Origin of the sequence: Streptococcus sp. 23.2, assembly GCF_016648665.1 — a bacterium.
Lineage (GTDB): Bacteria > Bacillota > Bacilli > Lactobacillales > Streptococcaceae > Streptococcus > Streptococcus salivarius_E.
This window is the reverse complement of sequence record NZ_JACLQJ010000009.1, coordinates 56,609-78,729: the sequence shown is the minus strand read 5'-3', so window position 1 is coordinate 78,729 and position 22,121 is coordinate 56,609. Positions and strand designations below refer to the sequence as shown.

The following is a 22,121-nucleotide window of genomic DNA, read 5'->3' as shown; positions in this document are numbered from 1 at the left end:
TCCTCATATCTATTTCTTATTTAATTAGAAGATGATAAAATAGTAACTGTTCATCGATTGTAGGTGAATACTAATAAAAAAGGGGAGGGACTATGTTCCAAAAAGTTAAAGTATATGTGACAGTCATTGTTACTTTGCTAGCCATAAGTTTAGGCCTATCTGTCAAAGCAGGGGCAGCAGAAGACTTGGCTGTGACAAAGACAAGTATTGTTCTAGAAAGTTATGAGTTTGGACCAGCTGTAACCAAAGTCATTTTTGAATTTAATCAGAAGGTCACACCAGAGGTTGTCCACAGCTCAACTCAGGTTACAACAGCAGGGGTCAGTCGTCAGGTAACGAACTCTTATGTGTCTGATGATCAGGGGCATGTGGTCTATTATGACAATAGCAAGTACGTGACGCTTGAATTGAGCCTACCATCTTATAATCGCTACAACATGGGTGGGAATGCTGAACCTATGTATTTTAACCTTTCTACTTGGACCAATCAATGGCTGGAAAGTTATATGGTATCAATGAAAGACTTGTCAGTAGTGGCAGGGGGTAGTAGTCAGTCACAGATGGTTTCATCTGAGCAAGATGCCATCAACAATCGTTTGATGCCAACGACGGAGGTTTTCGACGAGCGAGGACAGGTAGGTAACATGCAGTATGCGGCTTATAGTGCCCAGACTGGTACGGGGAATAGCACCAAACCATTGATAGTCTGGTTACATGGCATTGGTGAAAGAGGGACAGATATGAATATTCCGCTTCTTTCAAATGACGTCTATGCGCTTACCCAGCCTGAGATTCAAGGCCATTTCTTAACAACTGGTGATCAGGCGCGTGGGGTTAATGTTCTGGCTGTTCAAACACAGACACCTTGGGGGTCAGATAATGCAGCACAACTCAAAGAGACCATTGATACCTACCTAGCTAATCACCCTGAGGTAGATAAGGGACGAATCTATCTTGCGGGAGTTTCAAATGGTGGTGGTATGGTCTTGACCATGGGAGCAACTTATCCAGATTATTTTGCAGCTCTGATTCCAATTGCAGCGCCACTAACTGTTGACCAATCTGGAATTGATAAACTTAAGAGTCAGCCTATGTGGTTGATTCACACGAAAGCAGATACAACAGTACAACCAGAAAATAGTGTATTGCCTTTATATAAGAGCTTGATTACCTCTGGAGCTACTAACAAGTGGTTCTCATACTTTGAAACAGCTACTGGGACTGATCTTCCTGGGACAGAGTATGATGGACATTGGGCTTGGATTTATTTCTTCCATGACCAAGTGATTGGCGTTCAGCATCCTGAAAATACGAAAAATTGGGACGGATATAGTGGTATGGTAGCCACTGATCCAACCAATGGAGGTGGCTCTCGTGCCAGTGTCAATGGACAAACTTATAACAGTATCTTTGACTGGATGAGTGCACAAAGACACTAAGAGGATGATAAGCACACTTCCCAAAGGGAATATTGCAAGATATTATCTTCAATCGAAAAGGGTTTCAATCGAAATCCTTTTTTGATTGGATTAAGAAAATGGACACTTGTGATTTTCTTAATGAAAGCTTAAGAACATAAGGTTTACCGTGACAAGAGGGCTGAAAAATGCTAAAATATAGGTAATATATTAGAGAAAAAAGGAGCCTTCTTATGAAAGGTATTATTCTTGCAGGCGGTTCAGGGACACGTTTGTATCCATTGACACGTGCTGCATCAAAACAACTGATGCCGATTTACGATAAACCAATGATTTACTATCCACTCTCAACGCTTATGTTGGCTGGTATTAAGGAAATCCTCATCATCTCAACGCCACAGGACCTTCCACGTTTTGAAGAGCTCCTTGGTGATGGTTCTGAGTTCGGAATTTCACTTTCTTATGCAGTACAACCAAGTCCAGATGGATTGGCTCAAGCCTTTATCATTGGTGAAGACTTCATTGGTGACGATAGTGTTGCCCTTGTCCTCGGGGACAACATTTTCCATGGCAATGGTCTTTCTGCCATGCTTCAACGTGCTGAAGCTAAGGAAAAAGGTGCCACAGTCTTTGGTTATCAAGTTAAGGACCCAGAACGTTTTGGAGTTGTTGAGTTTGACGACAATATGAATGCCATCTCAATTGAGGAAAAACCTGAGCATCCAAAATCAAACTTTGCTGTAACTGGTCTTTATTTCTATGACAATGATGTTGTGGAAATTGCCAAAAACATCAAGCCAAGCCCTCGTGGCGAACTTGAAATCACGGATGTTAACAAGGCTTACTTAGAACGTGGAGATCTCTCTGTTGAGCTTATGGGACGTGGCTTTGCTTGGTTGGATACAGGCACTCACGAAAGTCTCTTGCAAGCTGCTCAGTACATCGAAACAGTTCAACGTTTGCAAAATGTCCAAGTAGCTAACCTTGAAGAGATTGCCTATCGCATGGGTTATATCACTAAAGAACAGGTTCTTGAATTGGCACAACCACTTAAGAAAAACGAATACGGACAATATTTGCTCCGTTTGATTGGAGAAGCATAATGACTGAACAATTTTTTGGTAAAGAACTAGCAGCACGCAAGATTGATGCTATCCCAGGTCTGCTTGAATTTGATATTCCTGTTCATGGAGATAACCGTGGATGGTTCAAGGAAAACTTCCAAAAGGAAAAGATGTTGCCACTCGGTTTTCCAGAGTCATTCTTTGCAGAAGGAAAATTGCAAAATAACGTTTCTTTCTCACGTAAAAATGTTTTGCGTGGCTTGCACGCTGAGCCTTGGGATAAATACATCTCAGTAGCAGATGAAGGAAAGGTTCTTGGAACTTGGGTTGACCTCCGTGAAGGTGAAACGTTTGGGAATACTTATCAAACTGTTATTGATGCCTCAAAAGGAATCTTTGTTCCTCGTGGTGTTGCCAATGGTTTCCAAGTTTTGTCTGACAAAGTGTCATATAGCTACCTCGTAAACGATTACTGGGCACTTGAACTTAAACCTAAATACGCCTTTGTCAATTATGCTGACCCAAGCCTTGATATTAAGTGGGAAAACTTGGAAGAAGCAGAAGTCTCAGAAGCAGATAAAAATCACCCATTGCTCAAAGACGTTAAACCCCTCAAACCAGAGGATTTGTAAGAATATAGCTCTTAAAACAATTAAGAAAATCATTATATAGTTTTTAGCTTTGTTATAAACGAGCGAAGCGAGCTATATGAATAGCTTTCCGCCGTGAGAAAAGCACCTGAACCATTGTGTTTCAGGTGCTCGGAGGTTTTGAGACAATAGGCTCAAAACTTAGTCATGGAACTTCTTCGAAGTTCGCTGACGTCCGTGCTCACCTAAGGAAAGCTAAAAAAGATTGATTTAAGGAACGATTAAGAAAAAAACAATATTTTTTGGAGATAAAATGACTGAATACAAAAACATCATCGTAACTGGTGGCGCAGGTTTCATCGGTTCAAACTTCGTACACTATGTCTACAACAATCATCCAGACGTACATGTGACTGTCCTTGACAAACTCACTTACGCTGGTAACCGTGCCAACATTGAAGAAATCCTTGGTGACCGTGTTGAATTGGTTGTTGGTGATATTGCTGATGCTGAATTGGTTGATAAATTGGCTGCTAAGGCTGATGCTATCGTTCACTATGCGGCTGAAAGCCACAACGATAATTCATTGAACGACCCATCACCATTTATCCACACAAACTTCATTGGTACTTACACACTCTTGGAAGCTGCTCGTAAATACGATATTCGTTTCCACCACGTATCAACAGACGAAGTGTATGGTGACCTTCCATTGCGCGAAGATCTTCCTGGACACGGTGAAGGTCCTGGTGAAAAATTCACAGCAGAAACAAAATACAACCCATCATCACCATACTCATCAACTAAGGCTGCTTCAGACCTTATCGTTAAAGCATGGGTGCGTTCATTTGGTGTTAAGGCAACTATTTCAAACTGCTCAAACAACTATGGACCATACCAACACATCGAAAAATTCATTCCACGTCAAATCACCAACATCTTGTCAGGTATTAAACCAAAACTTTATGGTGAAGGTAAAAATGTCCGTGACTGGATTCACACTAACGACCATTCAACTGGTGTTTGGGCTATCCTCACGAAAGGTCGTATCGGTGAAACTTACTTGATTGGTGCCGATGGTGAAAAGAACAACAAGGAAGTTCTTGAGCTCATCCTTGAAAAAATGGGTCAACCAAAAGACGCTTACGACCGTGTGACAGACCGTGCTGGTCATGATTTGCGTTACGCTATTGACTCAACAAAATTGCGTGAAGAACTTGGTTGGGAACCACAATTCACAAACTTTGAATCAGGTTTGGAAGAAACAATCAAGTGGTACACAGATCACCAAGACTGGTGGAAAGCCGAAAAAGAAGCTGTTGAAGCTAACTACGCTAAGACACAAGAAGTGCTTAAATAATTGGAAAATCTATCACTTCCAAGCTAGTGATAGATTTTTCTATTAAGAAATATTAGGAGAGATGATGAATAGAAAAGAATGGATTGAATATTTTGAAGCGATTAATAATCGAAAGCCCACTATTCAGGAGTGTCAGCAGGCCCTTCTAAATGGTGAATTTGTTATGGAAGGAAAACAAGCTACTTTTTCCAACAATGGAAATTCCGTGACTGAAGGAGCCATGCCTTTACCAAATCAAATGACTGGTCAAATGGTTAACCCAGCTTATTCACAGCAAATGGTCTTTGTTAAGAAGAAAAAGTTTGGCAAGAAGACTTTTATTGGTCTTGGGATTGCTATATTTCTTGTTGTAGCAACAAGTCTTGGACTCTTTTTGTTTTCTTCCAAAGGAACAAACTTGGGAGGTTTGTGGGTAACTAATGATAATGTTGGTTTGGTTTATGATTTAAGTGGGAAGAAGTCAAAACTTGTTGCAGGCTATAGGGAAGAAGAAATCAAAGAAATCTCTATTGGTAATAAAGTTAGACAGGAGTTTGAAGCACGTTTAGAAGATGTCAGTAATTCAAAACTAAAAACGATTGCTGATTTTGACAAGAAATATCAATTACAGACCAAAGAGATCATACTGGTTAAGACGAAATGGGAATGGTTTGGATACTATAATCTGATTCAGAAAGATGGGACAAACTTAGTTCTAGATTTATTCTTATCAGACCTCTACTACGGATCAAGAAGTACCAAAGATTTAAAAAAGAAATGTCTTTTTCATAAGGCAGAGGTTCCAAAAGCCTTTGTTGGAAAATGGAAGACATATGATGATGAAGATGAATCAGAAGGAGAATTGACTATCTCTGAAAATGGTGTTATGACTACAGATTCTGATGATATAGATATCTTAAATGTTAAGCCTTTAGATATCTTAATTGCTAAGCCTTTAAAAGAATATCTGGTGGATCAATCAGGCAGTGTAGATAATGGTAAGGTGCAAAAAGAGTTTGCTAAAATACAGAAGTCTCTTAAGTCACATGGTTATCATGCTAAGAGTGTTAATGACATCTACCACGATGCGAGAAAGTCATACTATTATGTCCTTGTAGATGGTGGTAATCGCATTATTATCTTGAAGGATAGTTCCAACCTTCCCTCCATATGGGGTTATATTGAAAGAGAAGACAAATAGTAATTAGGATACCTCTAGCAGGTAAGAAGTACCTAGATAAGATGCAGAAGCCTATCATTCCTTTGGGAGTGATAGACTTTTTTTACTTGTAAATACGACATTAACTTATGACAGCAATACAATTAATTACATAAATGTTACAAAAGTTACAAAAAATACTTGATTTCCGTAACAAAATAGATATAATAGACATATAGAAAAGAGGTTTATGAAAATGAAAAGAAAAGTTATTCGTGTTTGCTCACTTGTTTTGTTGTCTGTAGCTGTTTCTACAGCACTTGTCGGATGTGGCTCTAAGTCAGAAAAAGACACTACAGCATCATCTACAACGTCAACTTCTAAAGTAGTGAAGTCATCTGCTAAAACAAAAACATCTGAGAAGAAGTCTGCTAAAAAGGCTAAGACAGAAGCTTCAGCTTCAAAGGATTCTCAAGGTCAAGAAGAAGCGAGTGCTCCTGAAGCTAGCTCTTCAAAAAATCAAGCTACAGAAGGAACTGATGGTCAAGTAGGAACAAGTGGTAGTGCTGCTTCTGAGTCAAACAAGTCTAGTCAAGCAACAGCTGATACTCAAAGTGATGCTCCTGTCCCAGCAGCTTTGGTTGGAACTTGGACAGGTACTAGTCCTCAAGCAACAGACATTAGTTTTACAGTTGATGCTGATGGCAACATTACTTCAAAGGCAAATTTCAATGTCGATTACGAACCCTATCGTCAAAGCTCAACAACAGCAAAAGCCGTTCAAATTTCTGGAAATCTCTACGTTTGGGAGGGTGGCGATTTTTCTACCTTGCTTCCTGGTATTACAGGAATAGGGGGAGCTGGTTTTCAAGCTAAGCCTGGCTTTATTCTTGAAAATGGAACTTACACGCCAGTTCAATTTATCTCTGACTTGGGACCAACCTTTGATTATAGCAACTATAATGCTTTCCCATTCTCATTAACAAAATAAAGTAAAGAAGCTATCTGGAGAGATGGCTTCTTTTTTGGCTTTAAACTCTTATTTTTCAAGGTCTCATTTCTACTTAAAAAATGGTAGAATAGTTACATGCAAACAAAACCAACGTCAGCCTATGTGCACATTCCATTTTGCACACAAATTTGTTATTATTGTGACTTTTCTAAGGTCTTTATTAAAAATCAGCCCGTTGATGACTACCTACGGGCTTTGATTCGTGAGTGGGAGCTTTTAGATATCAAGGAGCTTCGCACCCTTTATATTGGTGGTGGGACACCGACAGCTATTTCTGCGGAGCAATTGGACTACCTTTTAAGCAATCTTCAGAAGAACTTGGATTTGTCTAAGTTGGAGGAGTTTACCATTGAGGCTAATCCCGGTGATTTGACGGTTGATAAGATTGAAGTGCTCAAAAAATCAGCTGTTAATCGCGTATCTTTAGGGGTTCAGACCTTTGATGACAAGCACTTGCGTCAAATTGGTCGCAGTCACAATCAGGCACAGATTTATGAAAGTATTGATAGCTTAAAGGCTGCTGGTTTTCATAATATTTCTATTGACCTCATTTATGCACTACCTGGTCAAACCATGGATCAGGTCAAGGAAAATGTGAGAAAGGCACTGGAACTGGATATTCCACACCTAAGTCTCTATAGTTTGATATTGGAACATCACACGGTCTTTATGAATAAGATGCGTCGAGGTAAGCTCAATCTCCCAACGGAGGACTTGGAAGCAGAGATGTTTGACTATATTATCCAAGAGTTGGAAAACAATGGTTTTGAGCACTACGAGATTTCAAACTTTACCAAACCTGGGATGGAGAGTCGTCACAATCTCATGTATTGGAATAATGATGAGTATTATGGTGTGGGTGCTGGAGCCTCTGGTTATGTCAATGGTGTTCGTTATCGCAACAGAGGCCCTATCCAGCATTACCTAAAGGCTATAGCTGAGGATGGCCATGCTAGACTTCACGAAGAACATCTGACTAAGGCGGAGATGATGGAAGAGGAGTTCTTCCTTGGTTTGCGTAAAAAGTCGGGTGTGTCTATTAAACGTTTTGAAGAGAAGTTTGGCTTGTCATTCGCGGATACTTATGGGGACATTGTAAAAAAACTACAGGAAGATGGGCTTTTGGTCAAGGATCCAGAAGTCGTTCGTATGACCAAACGAGGCCTCTTTTTGGGTGATAGTGTCGCTGAACAATTTATCTTGGAGGATTAGATGGGATTAAAATTTAGTATTCCTTATCAAATTCCGTTTTATGAGACGGATATCACGCATCAGGTAAAATTACCGCACTTATTGGCTTTTTCATTGCAAGTATCTGGTATGCAGTCAGAATCTCTGGAAAATACGGATAAGGACGTTTTTGATAAATACGGTCTGGTTTGGATTGTGACAGACTATGCGATTGAGATTGACCGTTTGCCTCGTTACAATGAAAAGGTGACCATTACAACGGAAGCTATTTCCTATAATAAGATTTTCTGTTACCGTAATTTTTACATCACGGATGAAACTGATCAACAAATCATGCTCTTTAAGACTACTTTTGCTCTTATGGATTATGAAACGCGTAAGGTAGCCGAAGTGCCAGATGAGGTGGTAGCACCTTATGGGGCTGATAAGACTAAAAAGTTGCTTAGAGGACCTCGTTATAAGGGTTTGGAAAATCCAATTGAGACGCTATATCGTGTGCGTTATTTTGACCTAGACATGAATGGCCACGTTAATAATAGCAAGTACTTGGAGTGGATGTTGGATGTTTTCGATTTGGACTTTTTGACCAAGTACACACCAGCCCATATTGACCTCAAGTATGTTAAGGAAATTCATCATGGGTCAGAGATTTATTCAGGCTATGAGTTTGACCAAGAAAGTTTGAGCAGTCAACATCAGATTTGTGTTGATGGCAATATTCATGCTCAGGCCATTATCCAATGGAAAGAAATAGGAGACGAGTAAGATGACATATAAAGGTTATTTGATTGATTTAGATGGAACTATCTACAAGGGGAAGGATCGTATTCCTGAGGGAGAAGCCTTCGTTAAGGAGTTGCAGAAGCGTCAGATTCCCTATCTTTTTGTGACTAATAACAGTATGCGTACACCAGAGATGGTGCAAGAGCTTTTGCGTAATCAGTGTGAGTTGGAAACGCCCCTTGAGACCATCTATACAGCTACTTTGGCGACAGTTGACTACATGAACGATATGAATCGTGGCAAGACGGTTTATGTTATCGGTGAGACTGGGCTTAAATCTGCAATTGCGGAAGCGGGATATACGGTAGATGAGGAAAATCCTGCCTATGTTGTGGTGGGCTTGGACCGTGAAGTCACTTATGAAATGTTGGTTAAAGCAACGCTTGCCATCCACAAAGGGGCCATATTTATTGGAACTAACCCAGATTTGAATATCCCAACTGAACGTGGTCTTCTTCCAGGTGCTGGTTCCCTCTTGGCCCTTATTGAGGCGGCTACCCGTGTGAAACCAATCATTATTGGTAAGCCTAAAGCTATTATCATGAACAAGGCTCTTGAAATCCTTGGGACAGAACGTAGCCAAACTATCGTGGTTGGTGACAATTACTTGACTGATATTACAGCTGGTATTAAAAATGACTTTCCAACACTTCTTGTGACAACTGGATTTACCAAGGCGGAAGAGGTTGCGAATTTACCAGTAAAACCCGACCATGTACTTTCTAGTCTAGCGGAGTGGGATTTTGATGCGAACTAGGATTAATGCTGTTCTGACTCCGATTTGGCTCTTGGCCTTGTCTATTCTGGTGACAATTTATCTGGCATGGGGATTCTATTATTTTGATATTGACTGGATGCATCTTATGGACTATGTCATTATCGGAAAGACGGAGCTTTGGCATAATTTCAATGTCCTCATGCAGTACTTGACCTTTCCTTGGGTTGGTCATCTGACTATGGCTGATTTTCCATCGTCGGAGAGTGGGCTAAAGCATTTTCATGATGTGAAGTGGCTCTTTCATTTGGTACAGGGGCTTGTTATTCTACTGGCTTATCCAGCTGTGACCTTTCTTTGGCGAAATGTGAAGAAGGGCACCTTTGGTCTTTATCGTAGGCTTTATATGAGTTTAGCTGTTTTACCAATCCTTATTGGGGTTGTGGGAGTTTTTCTCGGATTTGATGAGTTTTTTACGCTCTTTCATGAAGCCCTCTTTCCTGGAGATAGCAGTTGGCTCTTTAATCCAATCTTGGATCCGATTATCAACGTTTTACCAGAAGAGTATTTCCTTCAATGTTTTGTGATTTTCTTTATTATTTATGAGGGGTTGGTGGTGAGTTTGACCTGGTTGGCCCATAAGCAGCTTACAATGTATTTGAAAAATAAGGAGTAGTTATGTCTATTCGTGATAACCATTTGCATACCCATCATTCCTATGATTCGGATGCGAACTTTACTGACTATTTGACACATTTTGAAGGTGAAATTGTAACGACTGAGCATTACGATCTCTCTAATCCTTATACCAAACAGGATGATGTGCCCGAGTACGAGGCTTATAGTCACGAAATCGAAAGTCTTAACCTCAAGTATGGCAATCGTATTAAACGTGGCATCGAGATTGGTTATTATCAGCCTAGGGAAAAGGATATTTTGGCCTTTTTGGATGGTAAGGACTATGATCTCAAGCTTCTTTCTGTTCATCATAATGGCGTCAATGATTATCTTGATGATGAGGTAGCTGATATGGACAAGGCAAGCATTATTCAAGAGTATCTGGACAAGTTGGAGTATGCTATTGGTCGTGTAGAGGCAGATGTTCTGGCCCATTTTGACTATGGTTTCCGACTTTTTGACGTGACTGTTGATGAGCTAAAAGCCTATGAGGAGCAACTCAAACGCATTTTCCAGAAAATGCTTGCTAATGATTTGGCTTTTGAGCTGAATGCAAAGAGTATGTATCTCTATCATCACGAAGATCTTTATCGTTATGCCTTGGGGCTTGTTAAGGATCTGGGATGTTGCAAGTATTCTATTGGCTCTGATGGTCATAAATTAGAGCATTTCCGTCTGAACTTTGATAAGATTCAGGAGCTCTTGAGAGAATTCGACATTACAGAAGATATGATTATATAGCGAAGATGGCTTCAACTGAAGCTGTCTTTTTCTTAAGGAAAACTTAAAGGAAAAGCGTGGTTGTAGGATTTATAGAAGATTTTAAGATTTACTTGTTATGCTAATGTCAAGCAAAAGGAACTTATGGTTTCAATCTTATCTTTTAAAATTGGAGGTCTTCTATGAAATTTCTCAAAAGGCATGCCTATGCCTTACTCTTCACCCTTTTTCTGATGGGGGCAAATGTCTACTCTCTCTTAAAGGTCTTTGTCATTCCCTCAGCGGTCTCAACGGTTTCAGCAAATACGACTAGTTCAAGCACAGCTTCGTCGACAGCGTCTACCAGCACTGGTAAAGTCACTAAGACGGATACGACTTATAAAGATGACAATATGGATATCAAAATCACGACAGGTAAAACTAGTGATACCACTTACTATGTTGCCGATATCAAGCTTTCAAGTGCAGATTACCTTAAAACGGCTTTGGCACAAAATACCTATGGGACCAACATCACCGAGACTACTTCAAGTATTGCTCAGCAAAATAATGCTATCTTTGCCATAAATGGTGACTATTATGGGGCTAACCAGTCAGGTTATGTGATTAAAAATGGTCAGGTCTATCGTGATACTGATCGAAATAGTGACTATGAGGACCTAGCGGTTTACTCAGATGGTAGCTTCAAGACCTTTAAGGAGGGCGATACAACGGCTCAAAAATTGGTTGATTCAGGTGTGGTTAATACCTTTGCCTTTGGTCCAACCTTGGTTGAAAATGGCAAGGTAGCTGTATCAGAAAATGAAGAGGTTGGTCAAGCCATGGCTGACAATCCACGTACAGCCATCGGAGTTATCGAAGAAAGTGACGGCAGTGTGCACTATATTGTCATTGTCTCTGATGGTCGTACCAGTGAGTCGTCAGGATTGACTCTTTATGAAATGGCAGAGTTGATGAAATCTTATGGCGTGACGACAGCCTACAACCTTGACGGTGGTGGCTCATCTACCATGTACTTCAATGGTCAGGTCATTAATAAGCCAACCACAAACGGAAACAAAATTTCAGAAAGGGCGGTGAGCGATATTGTTTACATCGGTTACTAAAAAATCAGCCAGCAAACACTTTTTCACCTACATCGGACTAACCATTTTTAGTCTAGTCTTTACCTTTGTTTATGAGCGCTTTTCTTATGGTGAATCATCCATGTTTATGCGCATGATGTTCTTTGCACCATTGGCTGGAGCATTTATTTATCTACTTACTGGACTGGGAATGTCTTGGGTGAAGAATCGTGCCTCAAAACTTCTCTTTAATTCAGCCATTGCTGTTGTCGCTAGTGCTTGTTTAGTTAAAGGTATTGTTGAAGTCTCAGGCCGTACGACTAGCGTGGATATGCCCTATTGGTATGTGGCAGCTGGACTACTTTGTTTGAGTCTCCTAACGGGATTTATCAGACCTAAAAGACTGGCTTAACAATGAGAGCTTGGAGCTGTGCTTCAGGCTTTTTGTCTTGCTTTGAAAAATTATTTAGGATAAATATACAAATTATAATATGAAGAAATGATTTCAATTTGGGAAATAGTCCAAAGAAATTGTCATAAAAAATAACTGAGCAAGATTTTTTGTGATAGGAATTTAGATAGAACGAGATCTTCTGTAGTGATGAAAGTACTTGAAAAAATAGTGGTTTCCAGTTAAGCTATCACAGTCAGAAGTCTCTTTAGGGATCCACTTGGTTTGTAAAAAGATACCGCATCAACTTTTTATTTATTTGAACTCAATTTCACAGCAGTTTGTTTTGGCTATTAAATATACAAGGAATTCAAGTTTTTATAAAAATATACAAAAAAGACTTGCATTGTTCTGAATTTTCATGTAGAATAATTTCAAATCTAAATCGTTGAGAGAAAAAGTCTGATCGCTTGACAGAGAATGCGGGAAGCTGAAAACGCATGAGATCAAAGACGACACATTCTTGAGAGCGTATGCGAACTCTGGATGACAGTAGTGTACGACGGGTGGTTCCGTTAGAGACTAGGAGTTACAAGTGAGTCTTTGTGACTTCATGAGGAAGAGGGGGTGACCCCTGTTCGAATTAAGGTGGAACCACGTGCCAACGTCCTTGCAAAAGTTGTTTTTGCGAGGGCGTTTTTTTGTTACCCTTGCTTTAAGGAGATGTAGCTAGCAGTACACTTGGTCGGAGTTGAACAGAAAGGATAAACTATGGAAATCAAAGGATTACGAAAGATTGAACCCTATGTGGCGGGTAGTCAGCCTGCTGAGAAAAATATCATTAAGTTGAATACTAATGAAAATGCCTATGGACCAAGTCCAGCAGTCCATCAAGCTTTAGCCTCCTTTGATGCCCATCAGTTACGCAAGTATTCGACTTTGAATCAAGCGGCTTTGCGTCAAGCCTTATCTGAACAGTTAGGTGTTTCTGCCGATCAAGTGATTATTGGAAATGGGTCAGACGATATTTTGTCAATGGCTTTTCTTGCTTTCTTTAATAGCGAGGAAGAAGTCTTGTTTCCAGATTTGACCTATGGTTTTTACAAGGTATGGGCAGATTTGTATCGCATCCCATTTAGAGAAGTGCCCTTGAACTCTTCATTTGAGATTGATACTCAAGATTATCTGGTTGAAAATGGTGGGATTGTCCTTACTAACCCAAATGCGCCAACAGGTATTTATAAACCTCTCGATCAAATTGAAGAAATCGTAAAGGCCAATCAGTCAGTAGTTGTGATTATTGATGAAGCCTATATTAACTTTGGTGGGGAGACTGCCTTACCTCTTCTAGAAAAGTATGACAATGTGTTTATCACAAGGACCTTTTCTAAGGACGCCTCACTTGCAGGCTTGCGTGTCGGTTATGGCATCGGAAGTCCAAAGCTAATGGCTGTGATCAATGCCGTCAAGAATTCGGTCAATCCCTATAATGTGGATAGCATTGCGGAAGTCTTGGCGACTGCAGCCGTTCAGTCATGGGATTATTATGAAGATAGCTGCGCTAAGATTATGGCCACACGTGACTGGTTTAGTCAAGAATTGCAAGCTATTGGTTTTGATGTGCTTCCTTCAAAAACCAATTTTGTTTTGGTCAAACCGCACGGAGTGACAGCAGGGCAATTGTTTGACTATCTCCAAAGTAAGAAAATTTATGTCCGTTATTTTCCAAAAGTGGAGCGTATTTCAGACAGACTACGCATCTCGATTGGAACTCAGGATGAGATGGAGCGCGTACTAATGACAATACAGGAGTTACAAGCATGAAAAAAACGACATTAGCCTTAGGAATGCACGATAAACTTTTCAAACGTGCCCGTACCATGTATCAGATTGAGCATCGTATCTGTGACTTGTTGATGACAAAGGGTTTCCTTCGAATTGAGACACCAACCTTGGAGCATTTCGAAGTCTTTAGCGACGTTGTGGACAATGGTAACTACAATTTCTTTGATAAAAATGGAGATCTTGTTAGTTTACGTCCTGATATTACCAGCCAAATTGGGCGCGTGATTGCTTCGACACAAGTTCATACACCCATAAAATTTTCTTACTCTGGAAAAGTCTTTAACTACAATGAGGAGATGCGTGGCCTATCCAATGAGCATACGCAGGCTGGTATTGAGATTATAGGATTCCCTGTTCACCAGGCCATGGAAGAAGCTGTGATATCTGCTAAAGAGGCTCTGGATGCTGCTGGTGTCAAAAATTACAAGTTTGAGTTTTCACATGCTCGCCTCTTGCAACTCATTTTTGAAGAATTAGACCTTCCAGCTGTAAAAGAAGCAGAGTTGGCGGCCTATATCCGTGACAAATCAATCACAGGCCTCAAGGAATTCACCAAAGAAAATCCAAGTCAATATGACAAGGTCTTGGAACAGTTGCCCTTCCTCTTTGGTGAGACCAAGGCTGTCTTGACCAAGGCTAGACAGTTAACAGATAGTGAAGCCTTTTTGACGGCTCTAGATAGTTTGGAGGTCTTAACCAATCGTCTAGCAGATAGTCTCCCAGAGACGACGCTTGATTTGGCTCAGTTGCCAGCAGTGCCTTACTACACGGGCATGATGTTTAAGGTCTTCGGTGACAAGGTGCCAGATGCCTTTGTGTCAGGTGGGCGTTACGATAAACTATTTGAACGCTTTGGAGCTACTGAGTTAACAGCGGTCGGCTGGGCCATTGATGTCGATTCGATCTATCAAGCAGTACATGATGATGTGGAATTTGGAGGTGACTTGGATGACTAGCACTCAAATCACAATTGCCTTGACTAAGGGGCGTATTGAGAAAGATACGGTTAAATTACTGGAAAAAGCTGGCTTTGATATGTCTTTCATGGCTGATAAGGGCCGTAATTTGATTTTTGAGAGTCCTGATAAACGTTTCCGTTTTCTCTTGGTCAAAGCTCCAGATGTGACCACCTATGTTCGACATGGTGTCGCAGATATTGGGATTGTCGGGAAGGATGTTCTGGTTGAACATCCGACAGGCTATTTGGAAATGTTAGACCTTAATTTTGGCCTTTGTAAATTCTCCGTAGCCTCAACAGAAGACTATAATCCTGATGACCATAAACGTAAACGTATTGCGACCAAGTATCCAACCATTGCAACTGATTATTTTAATCAAAAGGGTGAGGATGTCGAGATTATTTCGATTCAAGGGAGCGTTGAGATTGCCCCTGTTATTGGTCTAGCGGATGCCATTGTCGATATTGTGGAAACAGGGAATACCCTTGTTGCTAATGGCTTAAAAGTTTATGAAGATATTTGCAGGATTTCAGCACGAATGATTGTTAATAAGGCTTCTTTGAAAAATAACAAGGAAGTTCTACCATTCATTTGTAAGATTGAATCACTTGTAGGGAACGAGGAGGTACCGTTCGAATGAAACGATTAACTGGAACAAATAAAGAAATTGCGGAGCTTCTTTATCAGGAGCAATTGGAACTGTCAAAAGAAAATAGAGACGTTGAAAGCACGGTTCAAGCCATTATTGAAGACGTTAAAAAACGTGGAGACGAGGCCCTTCGTGACTATTCAGCTAAATTTGATAAGGTTGACTTGACTGATTTTGAAGTTGGACAGGACTTGATTGATCAAGCCTTTAAAGAGATTGATCCAGAGGTTTACCAAGCCCTAGTTAATGCTAAAGAAAACATTGAATCTTATCACAAGCATCAGTTGGAGACTGGTTTTGAGGACCAACCAAGTGAGGGTGTTATTCGTGGTCAATTGATTCGTCCCATCAATCGTGTGGGTGTTTATGTTCCTGGAGGAACTGCGGCTTATCCGTCATCAGTTCTTATGAATGTTATTCCTGCCAAAATTGCTGGGGTTAAAGAGATTATTATGATTACGCCGCCTCAAGAGCACTTTGTTCCTGCGATTCTGGTAGCCGCCAAATTGGCTGGTGTGGATAGCATTTACCAAGTTGGTGGGGCTCAAGGGGTTGCGGCTTTGGCTTTTGGTACAGAAACAATTCCAAAAGTGGACAAGATTACAGGTCCTGGTAATATTTTCGTGGCGACTGCCAAGAAACAAGTTTACGGTATTGTCGGTATTGATATGATTGCAGGACCATCAGAAATTGGTGTTATCGCTGATAGTAGTGCCAATCCAACCTATGTGGCAGCTGACCTCTTGTCTCAAGCAGAGCACGACACACGCGCACGCGCCATTTTGGTCACAGATTCTGAAGCCTTGGCAGATGCGGTTGAAAGTGAGATTGAACGTCAACTCAAGCTTTTGCCACGTGAGGCGATTGCTCGTCCATCTGTCGAAAATAACGGCCGTATTATTATTGCCAATGATACAGATGCCATGTTCGAACTCATGAACTTGGTTGCGCCAGAACATTTGGAAATTGCTATGGACAATGCTTATGATTACTTGGAAAAAGTGGAAAATGCTGGTTCCGTCTTTCTTGGTCACTTTACCAGCGAACCAATTGGCGACTACTATGCAGGTGCCAATCACGTTCTTCCAACGACAGCAACCAGCCGATTTTCATCAGCTTTAGGTGTACATGATTTTGTCAAACGTATCCAATATACGCAGTATGACAAAGCAGCAGTCAATAAGGCTCAACACGATATTACAACCTTGGCTTATGCGGAAGGCTTGCAGGCCCACGCCAAGGCAATTGAAGTCAGAAACGACAATAATTGAGAGAGTAGAGGAAGAAGTTATGAGACAAGCAGAAATTGAACGTAATACCTTTGAAACCAAAATTAAGTTAAGCCTCAATTTAGATGCTCAAGAACCAGTAGACATTCAAACAGGTGTCGGATTTTTTGACCACATGTTGACCTTGTTTGCCCGCCACGGTCGTATGTCTTTGGTGGTTAAGGCTGATGGCGACCTTTGGGTTGATAGTCACCACACTGTTGAAGATGTCGGTATTGTCCTTGGTCAAGCTCTTAAAGAGGCCTTGGGCGATAAAGCAGGAATCAACCGTTATGGAATGGCTTTTGTACCTATGGATGAAACCCTCGGAATGGCAAGTTTAGACTTGTCTGGACGTAGCTTCTTGGTCTTTGATGCTAGTTTTGATAATCCCAAATTGGGTAATTTTGACACAGAACTGGTAGAAGAATTTTTCCAAGCCTTGGCCTTCAATGTTCAGATGAATCTCCACCTCAAGATTCTCCACGGAAAAAATAATCACCACAAGTCAGAAAGTCTTTTCAAGGCTACAGGACGTGCCTTGCGTGAAGCCATCACAATCAATCCTGACATTCACGGTGTAAACTCGACAAAGGGGATGCTATGATTATCGTCATTGATTACGATGCGGGGAATACTGCAAATGTTCTGCGTGCCCTTGAAAAGATTGGTGTGACTGCAGAATTGTCTGCTGATAAAGAAAAAATCCTAGCTGCAGATGGTTTGATTTTACCTGGTGTGGGTGCTTATCCAACAGCCATGGCAGAGCTTGAGCGAAGAGGCTTGGTAGCTGTTATCAAAGAGGCCGTAGCAAAGGGAGTTCCACTTTTAGGAATCTGCTTAGGCATGCAAATTTTAACGGAAAAAGGACTGGAACATGAGGAAACAAATGGTCTCGGCTTTATTCCAGGTGTTTGCCGTGCTATTCCAGCCAGCAAGGAGCAACCTGTCCCACATATGGGGTGGAATGATTTGGCTGTTAAGCAAGCCAGCCCTTTGACAGATGGTTTAGACGGCCAAGCTGTCTACTTCGTTCACAGTTATTTCACGGATGTTCCTAGCCAATATATTGATGTTACCGCAGATTATAGTATCGAGGTGCCAGCCATGATTCATAAAGACAATGTTTATGGAGCTCAATTTCATCCCGAAAAATCAGGTGATATTGGTTTAGGTATTATTGAACAATTTGTAGGTTTATGCAAAGCCTAAAAGCTCTTGAGAGCAAAGTTTTTCACTTAGAAAGGATGGTAGGGGAGATGCAAATTCTACCAGCAATTGATATTAAGGATGGACAGGCTGTTCGCCTCTTTAAAGGAGACTTCAACCAACAAACCGTTGTTAATCCAGATGTTATTGAGCAGGCAAAGACCTTTAAGAATGCGGGCATTCAATTTATTCACGTTGTCGACTTGGATGGTGCCCTTGATGGTCGTGCCACTAACCGTGACTTGATTGCAGAGGTCAAGAAGGTTTCTGGACTTGGCATCGAAGTTGGTGGTGGTATCCGTACCTTGGAGCAGATTCGTGATTATTTGGCAGTTGGCATCGACCGTATCATTATCGGTTCAATGGCCGTTAAAAATCCTGACTTCGTTAGAGCAGCTTTAGAGGAATTTGGTGCTGATAAAATTGTCGTAGGTATTGATGCCAAGGCAGGGTTTGTCGCTACTGAAGGCTGGTTGGAAACCAGCAATGTGGACTATATTACCTTGGCCAAGGAAATGGAAAAGATGGGCGTAACCCTCTTTGTCTATACTGATGTTGATCGAGATGGCACACTGACAGGACCCAATCTTGATCACTACAAACGTTTGGTATCTGAACTCACAACCGCCAAAGTCATCGCTTCCGGTGGGATTGCAGAAGTAGCCGACTTAGATCACCTAGAAGAGATTGGTGTGTCAGGAACCATTGTCGGTAAAGCCTACTATAACGGCAATATCACATTAGACCAACTCAAGTCTTTCGGAGGTTAAGATGCTTAAAAAACGTATTATTCCTTGTTTGGATGTCAAGGATGGTCGTGTTGTCAAGGGAGTTAATTTTGTGAATTTGACAGACGTTGGAGACCCTGTTGATTCTGCGCGTGCCTATTATGAAGCTGGTTGTGATGAACTTGTTTTCTTGGATATCACAGCGACTTCAGACAATCGTGAAACAACGGTTGACATGGTGCGTCGTGTTGCCGATCAGGTCTATATCCCCTTCACAGTTGGTGGTGGTATCCGTTCAGTTGAAGACATGAACAAGATGCTCAAAGCCGGCGCTGACAAGGTTGCCGTCAATTCCTCAGCCCTTGCCAATCCACAACTAATCGCTGATTGTGCTCAAAAATTTGGGAATCAGTGTGTAGTGGCTGCGATTGATGCCAAAAAGATGGCTGATGGGAGCTGGCATGTCTTTGTGGCGGGAGGCCGTAAGGATACAGGTAGAGACCTCATCCAATGGGCTCAAGAAGTCGTCGCCTTGGGGGCTGGAGAAATTCTCTTAACCAGCATGGACAAGGACGGCACTAAGTCTGGTTTTGATTTGGAAATGCTCAATCGTGTAGCGGAAGTCGTCGATGTTCCGATCATTGCCTCTGGTGGTGCAGGAAATATTGAGGACATTGTAGAGGTCTTTGAAAAGACAACAGCAACGGGTGCTCTGGCAGCCTCTATCTTCCACTTTGGTGAGGTGAATATAGGCGAAACCAAACAAGTCTTGGCAAATGCAGGAATTGAGGTGAGACAATGACAGAGGTTAAACTTGATTTTGACAAACAAGGCGGATTGGTACCAGTCATTGTGACAGATTACAAGACGGGGCAGGTGCTCATGTTGGCCTATATGAATGAGCTGTCCTATCAGTTGACCCTTGAGACCAAACAAATGCATTACTGGAGCCGTTCTAGAAATGAGCTTTGGCATAAGGGAGCCACATCTGGTCATTTCCAACATGTCAAAAGCATCAAGACAGATTGCGATCAGGACACCCTGCTTATCGCCGTGGAACAAGAAGGAGCAGCCTGTCATACAGGAGCCTACAGCTGTTTCTTTACGGATATATATGATGACAATCAAGACAGATAGGAGTAGCTATGTTAGAAACACTTTATAAGGAAGCCTTAGATCGTAAAAAAAATCCCAAAGAAGGGTCTTATACCAATTACCTTTTTGACAAGGGACTAGACAAGATTCTTAAAAAGGTTGGCGAAGAAGCGACAGAAGTTGTAATTGGGGCCAAAAATGCTGATAAAGAAGAAATTGCCAACGAGACAGCAGACGTCCTCTATCACCTAGCAGTCATGCTCGTTGAAACAGGGGTCAGCCCTGAAGACGTTGAAGCCGTACTTAAAGCACGTCAAGGCAAACAAAGCAATGTCCATGACCGAAAAGAAGTAACGGATTATTAAGGATTATCTCAACCGATTTGAACTAAGATGAAAAAGAAGATTAAAATGGCAAATAGTGTAAAAACAAACATGAAAACTCTTAGGGTTTCGCCAACGAATGAAATTAAAGATGAAGCAATAAAAAGATTTGTTCATATATGAGAATCAGGTTGTTTGTAGCACTATTCCATGTTAAGATAGCTAATTAATAATAGATTTACTTTTATTATGGAGGTTAATTATGGAAAGTACAGAAAGAATTAAGAACATAGAAAGCAGGTTAAAGAAATGGAATTTAAAGGTTAGTCTCATATCACTCTGGGGGCCTGCGGTACTCCTGCTAATAGAGATAATTACACAACTATTCGGAGAATGTATTCATTCAACTATATCTAGCTGGTTATCTCAATTATTTAGCTGGTTATCTCCTAAGTTACTAATTTCTTTTATTTTGTTCGCTGTTATCGTAAAAGCTTTATATGAACTCTTTAATTTAAACACTCAATACTTAATGGAACATGACGAGACTATCATAGTAGTACCAAGAAAGTTAAAACATATCTATGGTTTAACAGCATATAAAGCTGTTCAAAAAGGTGTTAATTATACCAAAAATGTAGATATATTGCTTGATAACGGTCTCAAAATGTTATCAGAAAAGCTTTATACTTGCCTAATAACACTCACTACTATCATAGTTTTAACAGACTCTAAAGAACCCTCATCTAAACTCGCCTCGTGTTTATCTTTTTTTATCATCACAACTTTTCTTTATGGATTGTCTTTCTATTTCATCAGTGATATGTTAAATAGCAAAAAAAGAAAGCTTTCAGAATATTTCTTGTTGGTTCTATGTTCTACCTATAACGTATTAGCAGCCGTATGTTTCCTAATTTTATTATTGGCTATAGCTCATCCATATCCAGACGGGTGGAAATATTTTACTGCTATTTATTTTATTCCTGCTTTTGCCTTTACTACTTTGATGTTTTGTACTTACCGATTTGAATTTATAAAAATTGATAAATTAAAGAAATACTTGGAGTCTTCTGAAGGTATGGACCTTGACTAAAAAGGCTTATATAGTTAATCTTGAAATTTAAAAAGGAGAAAGCTATGTCAACAAATAATACGTCTAAAATAGTTATCCGCTTAAAAAGAGTAACAAATAATACGACTAGTAAAGGTACCTGGTTCAAAAAAGTAATCAATATAGGTAAATATATAGGAATAGTAATCGCTTTTCTCGTCTCAATAACAACTCTATATCAATTTACAGATTCTTTTTATCAAAAGAAACAGAATGATGACACAGAGAAGTTAAAAAAGTTTGTTGAGGCAGGGAGAAAGGTATACTACTCTAAAGCAAAATATGATTATATTGCTCACTATCCAGAGTGGCCAAAAAGTTTTAGTGATAAATTAACTGAAATAGGATTGAAACAGGACTACGAACAAAATTTATCTATTCTAAATATCTATGGTGATAGTTCAAATAGTTATTTAGGTAAAGTAAAGAGTAACGCTACAAAACTTAAAAATAATACAGATGCATTTTTACAATTTACTGAACCACCTACAGGAGATACTGAATCAGATGAGTATAAAAAGTGGGAAAAAGAAAATAATGAAAGACTAGAAAAATATATAAATAATAAGGTGAAACCAGAAGAATACAATCGCAGTTTAGAAAAGTATGAAACTAGGGAACTTGAAATAATAGATTCTAATACTCTAAATAACGCATTATACAACCTATTTCTAAATATTCGTGGTTTTATATGGAAAAATATAACTTATATTGTCATTGTAATTTTAATTGGTGGAGTCAGTTTGTGGGGATATAAGAAATACCGAAATTCTCATTAATATAAATCCCTAAGTGGTTTATAAAGAAAAG

At 40.3% G+C, this 22,121-nt stretch carries 25 protein-coding genes; all 25 read left to right on the top strand.

Going from position 1 to position 22,121, the window contains the following annotated elements; translation table 11 throughout:
• Window positions 1-92: 92 nt before the first annotated feature.
• The 25 genes from H7T98_RS06290 (at window position 93) to H7T98_RS06170 (ending at window position 22,090) form a co-directional block, all read left to right on the top strand.
• On the top strand, window positions 93-1,439 hold the full coding sequence (locus tag H7T98_RS06290) for an acyl-CoA thioester hydrolase/BAAT C-terminal domain-containing protein (protein WP_175057526.1): 1,347 nt from the start codon (window positions 93-95) through the stop codon (window positions 1,437-1,439).
• Between the two features lie 212 nt (window positions 1,440-1,651).
• Entirely contained in the window at window positions 1,652-2,521 is an 870-nt protein-coding gene (rfbA, locus tag H7T98_RS06285; protein ID WP_002883992.1) for a glucose-1-phosphate thymidylyltransferase RfbA, read from the top strand.
• On the top strand, window positions 2,521-3,114 hold the full coding sequence (locus H7T98_RS06280; RefSeq protein WP_022495791.1) for a dTDP-4-dehydrorhamnose 3,5-epimerase family protein: 594 nt from the start codon (window positions 2,521-2,523) through the stop codon (window positions 3,112-3,114). Before rfbA ends, H7T98_RS06280 begins: the two co-directional genes overlap by 1 nt.
• Window positions 3,115-3,385: 271 nt before the next feature.
• Window positions 3,386-4,432: a dTDP-glucose 4,6-dehydratase gene (gene rfbB / locus H7T98_RS06275; protein WP_002884100.1), complete on the top strand. Its 1,047-nt coding sequence runs from the start codon at window positions 3,386-3,388 to the stop codon at window positions 4,430-4,432.
• A 64-nt stretch (window positions 4,433-4,496) separates the two neighbouring features.
• On the top strand, window positions 4,497-5,612 hold the full coding sequence (locus H7T98_RS06270; protein WP_201061496.1) for a hypothetical protein: 1,116 nt from the start codon (window positions 4,497-4,499) through the stop codon (window positions 5,610-5,612).
• A gap of 208 nt (window positions 5,613-5,820) precedes the next feature.
• Window positions 5,821-6,561: a hypothetical protein gene (locus H7T98_RS06265; RefSeq protein WP_201061494.1), complete on the top strand. Its 741-nt coding sequence runs from the start codon at window positions 5,821-5,823 to the stop codon at window positions 6,559-6,561.
• Window positions 6,562-6,657: 96 nt separating this feature from the next.
• Window positions 6,658-7,794: a radical SAM family heme chaperone HemW gene (gene hemW, locus H7T98_RS06260; protein WP_013990758.1), complete on the top strand. Its 1,137-nt coding sequence runs from the start codon at window positions 6,658-6,660 to the stop codon at window positions 7,792-7,794.
• Window positions 7,795-8,538: an acyl-ACP thioesterase domain-containing protein gene (locus H7T98_RS06255; protein WP_175057529.1), complete on the top strand. Its 744-nt coding sequence runs from the start codon at window positions 7,795-7,797 to the stop codon at window positions 8,536-8,538.
• 1 nt (window position 8,539) lies between these two features.
• On the top strand, window positions 8,540-9,313 hold the full coding sequence (locus H7T98_RS06250; RefSeq protein WP_021145568.1) for a TIGR01457 family HAD-type hydrolase: 774 nt from the start codon (window positions 8,540-8,542) through the stop codon (window positions 9,311-9,313).
• Window positions 9,303-9,947 (top strand): TIGR01906 family membrane protein, encoded by a 645-nt coding sequence (locus H7T98_RS06245; RefSeq protein WP_070476367.1) that lies wholly within the window; start codon window positions 9,303-9,305, stop codon window positions 9,945-9,947. Before H7T98_RS06250 ends, H7T98_RS06245 begins: the two co-directional genes overlap by 11 nt.
• An 8-nt stretch (window positions 9,948-9,955) precedes the next feature.
• Window positions 9,956-10,690: a PHP domain-containing protein gene (locus H7T98_RS06240; RefSeq protein ID WP_175057887.1), complete on the top strand. Its 735-nt coding sequence runs from the start codon at window positions 9,956-9,958 to the stop codon at window positions 10,688-10,690.
• A 161-nt stretch (window positions 10,691-10,851) separates the two neighbouring features.
• Window positions 10,852-11,775: a phosphodiester glycosidase family protein gene (locus H7T98_RS06235; protein WP_049545187.1), complete on the top strand. Its 924-nt coding sequence runs from the start codon at window positions 10,852-10,854 to the stop codon at window positions 11,773-11,775.
• Complete coding sequence (locus H7T98_RS06230; RefSeq protein WP_037610984.1) at window positions 11,756-12,145, top strand: hypothetical protein; 390 nt, start codon at window positions 11,756-11,758, stop codon at window positions 12,143-12,145. The genes H7T98_RS06235 and H7T98_RS06230 overlap by 20 nt, the downstream gene beginning before the upstream one ends.
• Before the next feature lie 750 nt (window positions 12,146-12,895).
• Entirely contained in the window at window positions 12,896-13,948 is a 1,053-nt protein-coding gene (gene hisC / locus H7T98_RS06225) for a histidinol-phosphate transaminase (protein ID WP_048674518.1), read from the top strand.
• Entirely contained in the window at window positions 13,945-14,925 is a 981-nt protein-coding gene (locus H7T98_RS06220; RefSeq protein ID WP_118057989.1) for an ATP phosphoribosyltransferase regulatory subunit, read from the top strand. The genes hisC and H7T98_RS06220 overlap by 4 nt, the downstream gene beginning before the upstream one ends.
• Window positions 14,918-15,568 (top strand): ATP phosphoribosyltransferase, encoded by a 651-nt coding sequence (hisG, locus tag H7T98_RS06215; RefSeq protein ID WP_118057988.1) that lies wholly within the window; start codon window positions 14,918-14,920, stop codon window positions 15,566-15,568. Before H7T98_RS06220 ends, hisG begins: the two co-directional genes overlap by 8 nt.
• Window positions 15,565-16,848, top strand: coding sequence for a histidinol dehydrogenase (gene hisD, locus H7T98_RS06210; RefSeq protein WP_004182681.1), 1,284 nt, complete (start codon window positions 15,565-15,567; stop codon window positions 16,846-16,848). The genes hisG and hisD overlap by 4 nt, the downstream gene beginning before the upstream one ends.
• A 19-nt stretch (window positions 16,849-16,867) precedes the next feature.
• Complete coding sequence (hisB, locus tag H7T98_RS06205; protein WP_201041567.1) at window positions 16,868-17,452, top strand: imidazoleglycerol-phosphate dehydratase HisB; 585 nt, start codon at window positions 16,868-16,870, stop codon at window positions 17,450-17,452.
• Window positions 17,449-18,057: an imidazole glycerol phosphate synthase subunit HisH gene (hisH, locus tag H7T98_RS06200; RefSeq protein WP_021144331.1), complete on the top strand. Its 609-nt coding sequence runs from the start codon at window positions 17,449-17,451 to the stop codon at window positions 18,055-18,057. The genes hisB and hisH overlap by 4 nt, the downstream gene beginning before the upstream one ends.
• A 47-nt stretch (window positions 18,058-18,104) precedes the next feature.
• Entirely contained in the window at window positions 18,105-18,824 is a 720-nt protein-coding gene (gene hisA, locus H7T98_RS06195; protein WP_201041566.1) for a 1-(5-phosphoribosyl)-5-[(5-phosphoribosylamino)methylideneamino]imidazole-4-carboxamide isomerase, read from the top strand.
• 1 nt (window position 18,825) lies between these two features.
• Window positions 18,826-19,584, top strand: a complete 759-nt coding sequence (gene hisF / locus H7T98_RS06190) for an imidazole glycerol phosphate synthase subunit HisF (protein ID WP_064524677.1) — start codon at window positions 18,826-18,828, stop codon at window positions 19,582-19,584.
• On the top strand, window positions 19,581-19,919 hold the full coding sequence (gene hisI / locus H7T98_RS06185) for a phosphoribosyl-AMP cyclohydrolase (protein WP_004182677.1): 339 nt from the start codon (window positions 19,581-19,583) through the stop codon (window positions 19,917-19,919). The genes hisF and hisI overlap by 4 nt, the downstream gene beginning before the upstream one ends.
• An 8-nt stretch (window positions 19,920-19,927) precedes the next feature.
• Window positions 19,928-20,242 (top strand): phosphoribosyl-ATP diphosphatase, encoded by a 315-nt coding sequence (hisE, locus tag H7T98_RS06180; RefSeq protein ID WP_002884043.1) that lies wholly within the window; start codon window positions 19,928-19,930, stop codon window positions 20,240-20,242.
• 220 nt (window positions 20,243-20,462) lie between these two features.
• Window positions 20,463-21,293 (top strand): hypothetical protein, encoded by an 831-nt coding sequence (locus H7T98_RS06175; RefSeq protein ID WP_195917794.1) that lies wholly within the window; start codon window positions 20,463-20,465, stop codon window positions 21,291-21,293.
• A 44-nt stretch (window positions 21,294-21,337) separates the two neighbouring features.
• Window positions 21,338-22,090 carry a hypothetical protein gene (locus tag H7T98_RS06170; RefSeq protein WP_155124170.1) on the top strand — a complete coding sequence of 251 codons (753 nt, stop codon included), beginning with the start codon at window positions 21,338-21,340 and terminating at the stop codon, window positions 22,088-22,090.
• Window positions 22,091-22,121: the final 31 nt, after the last annotated feature.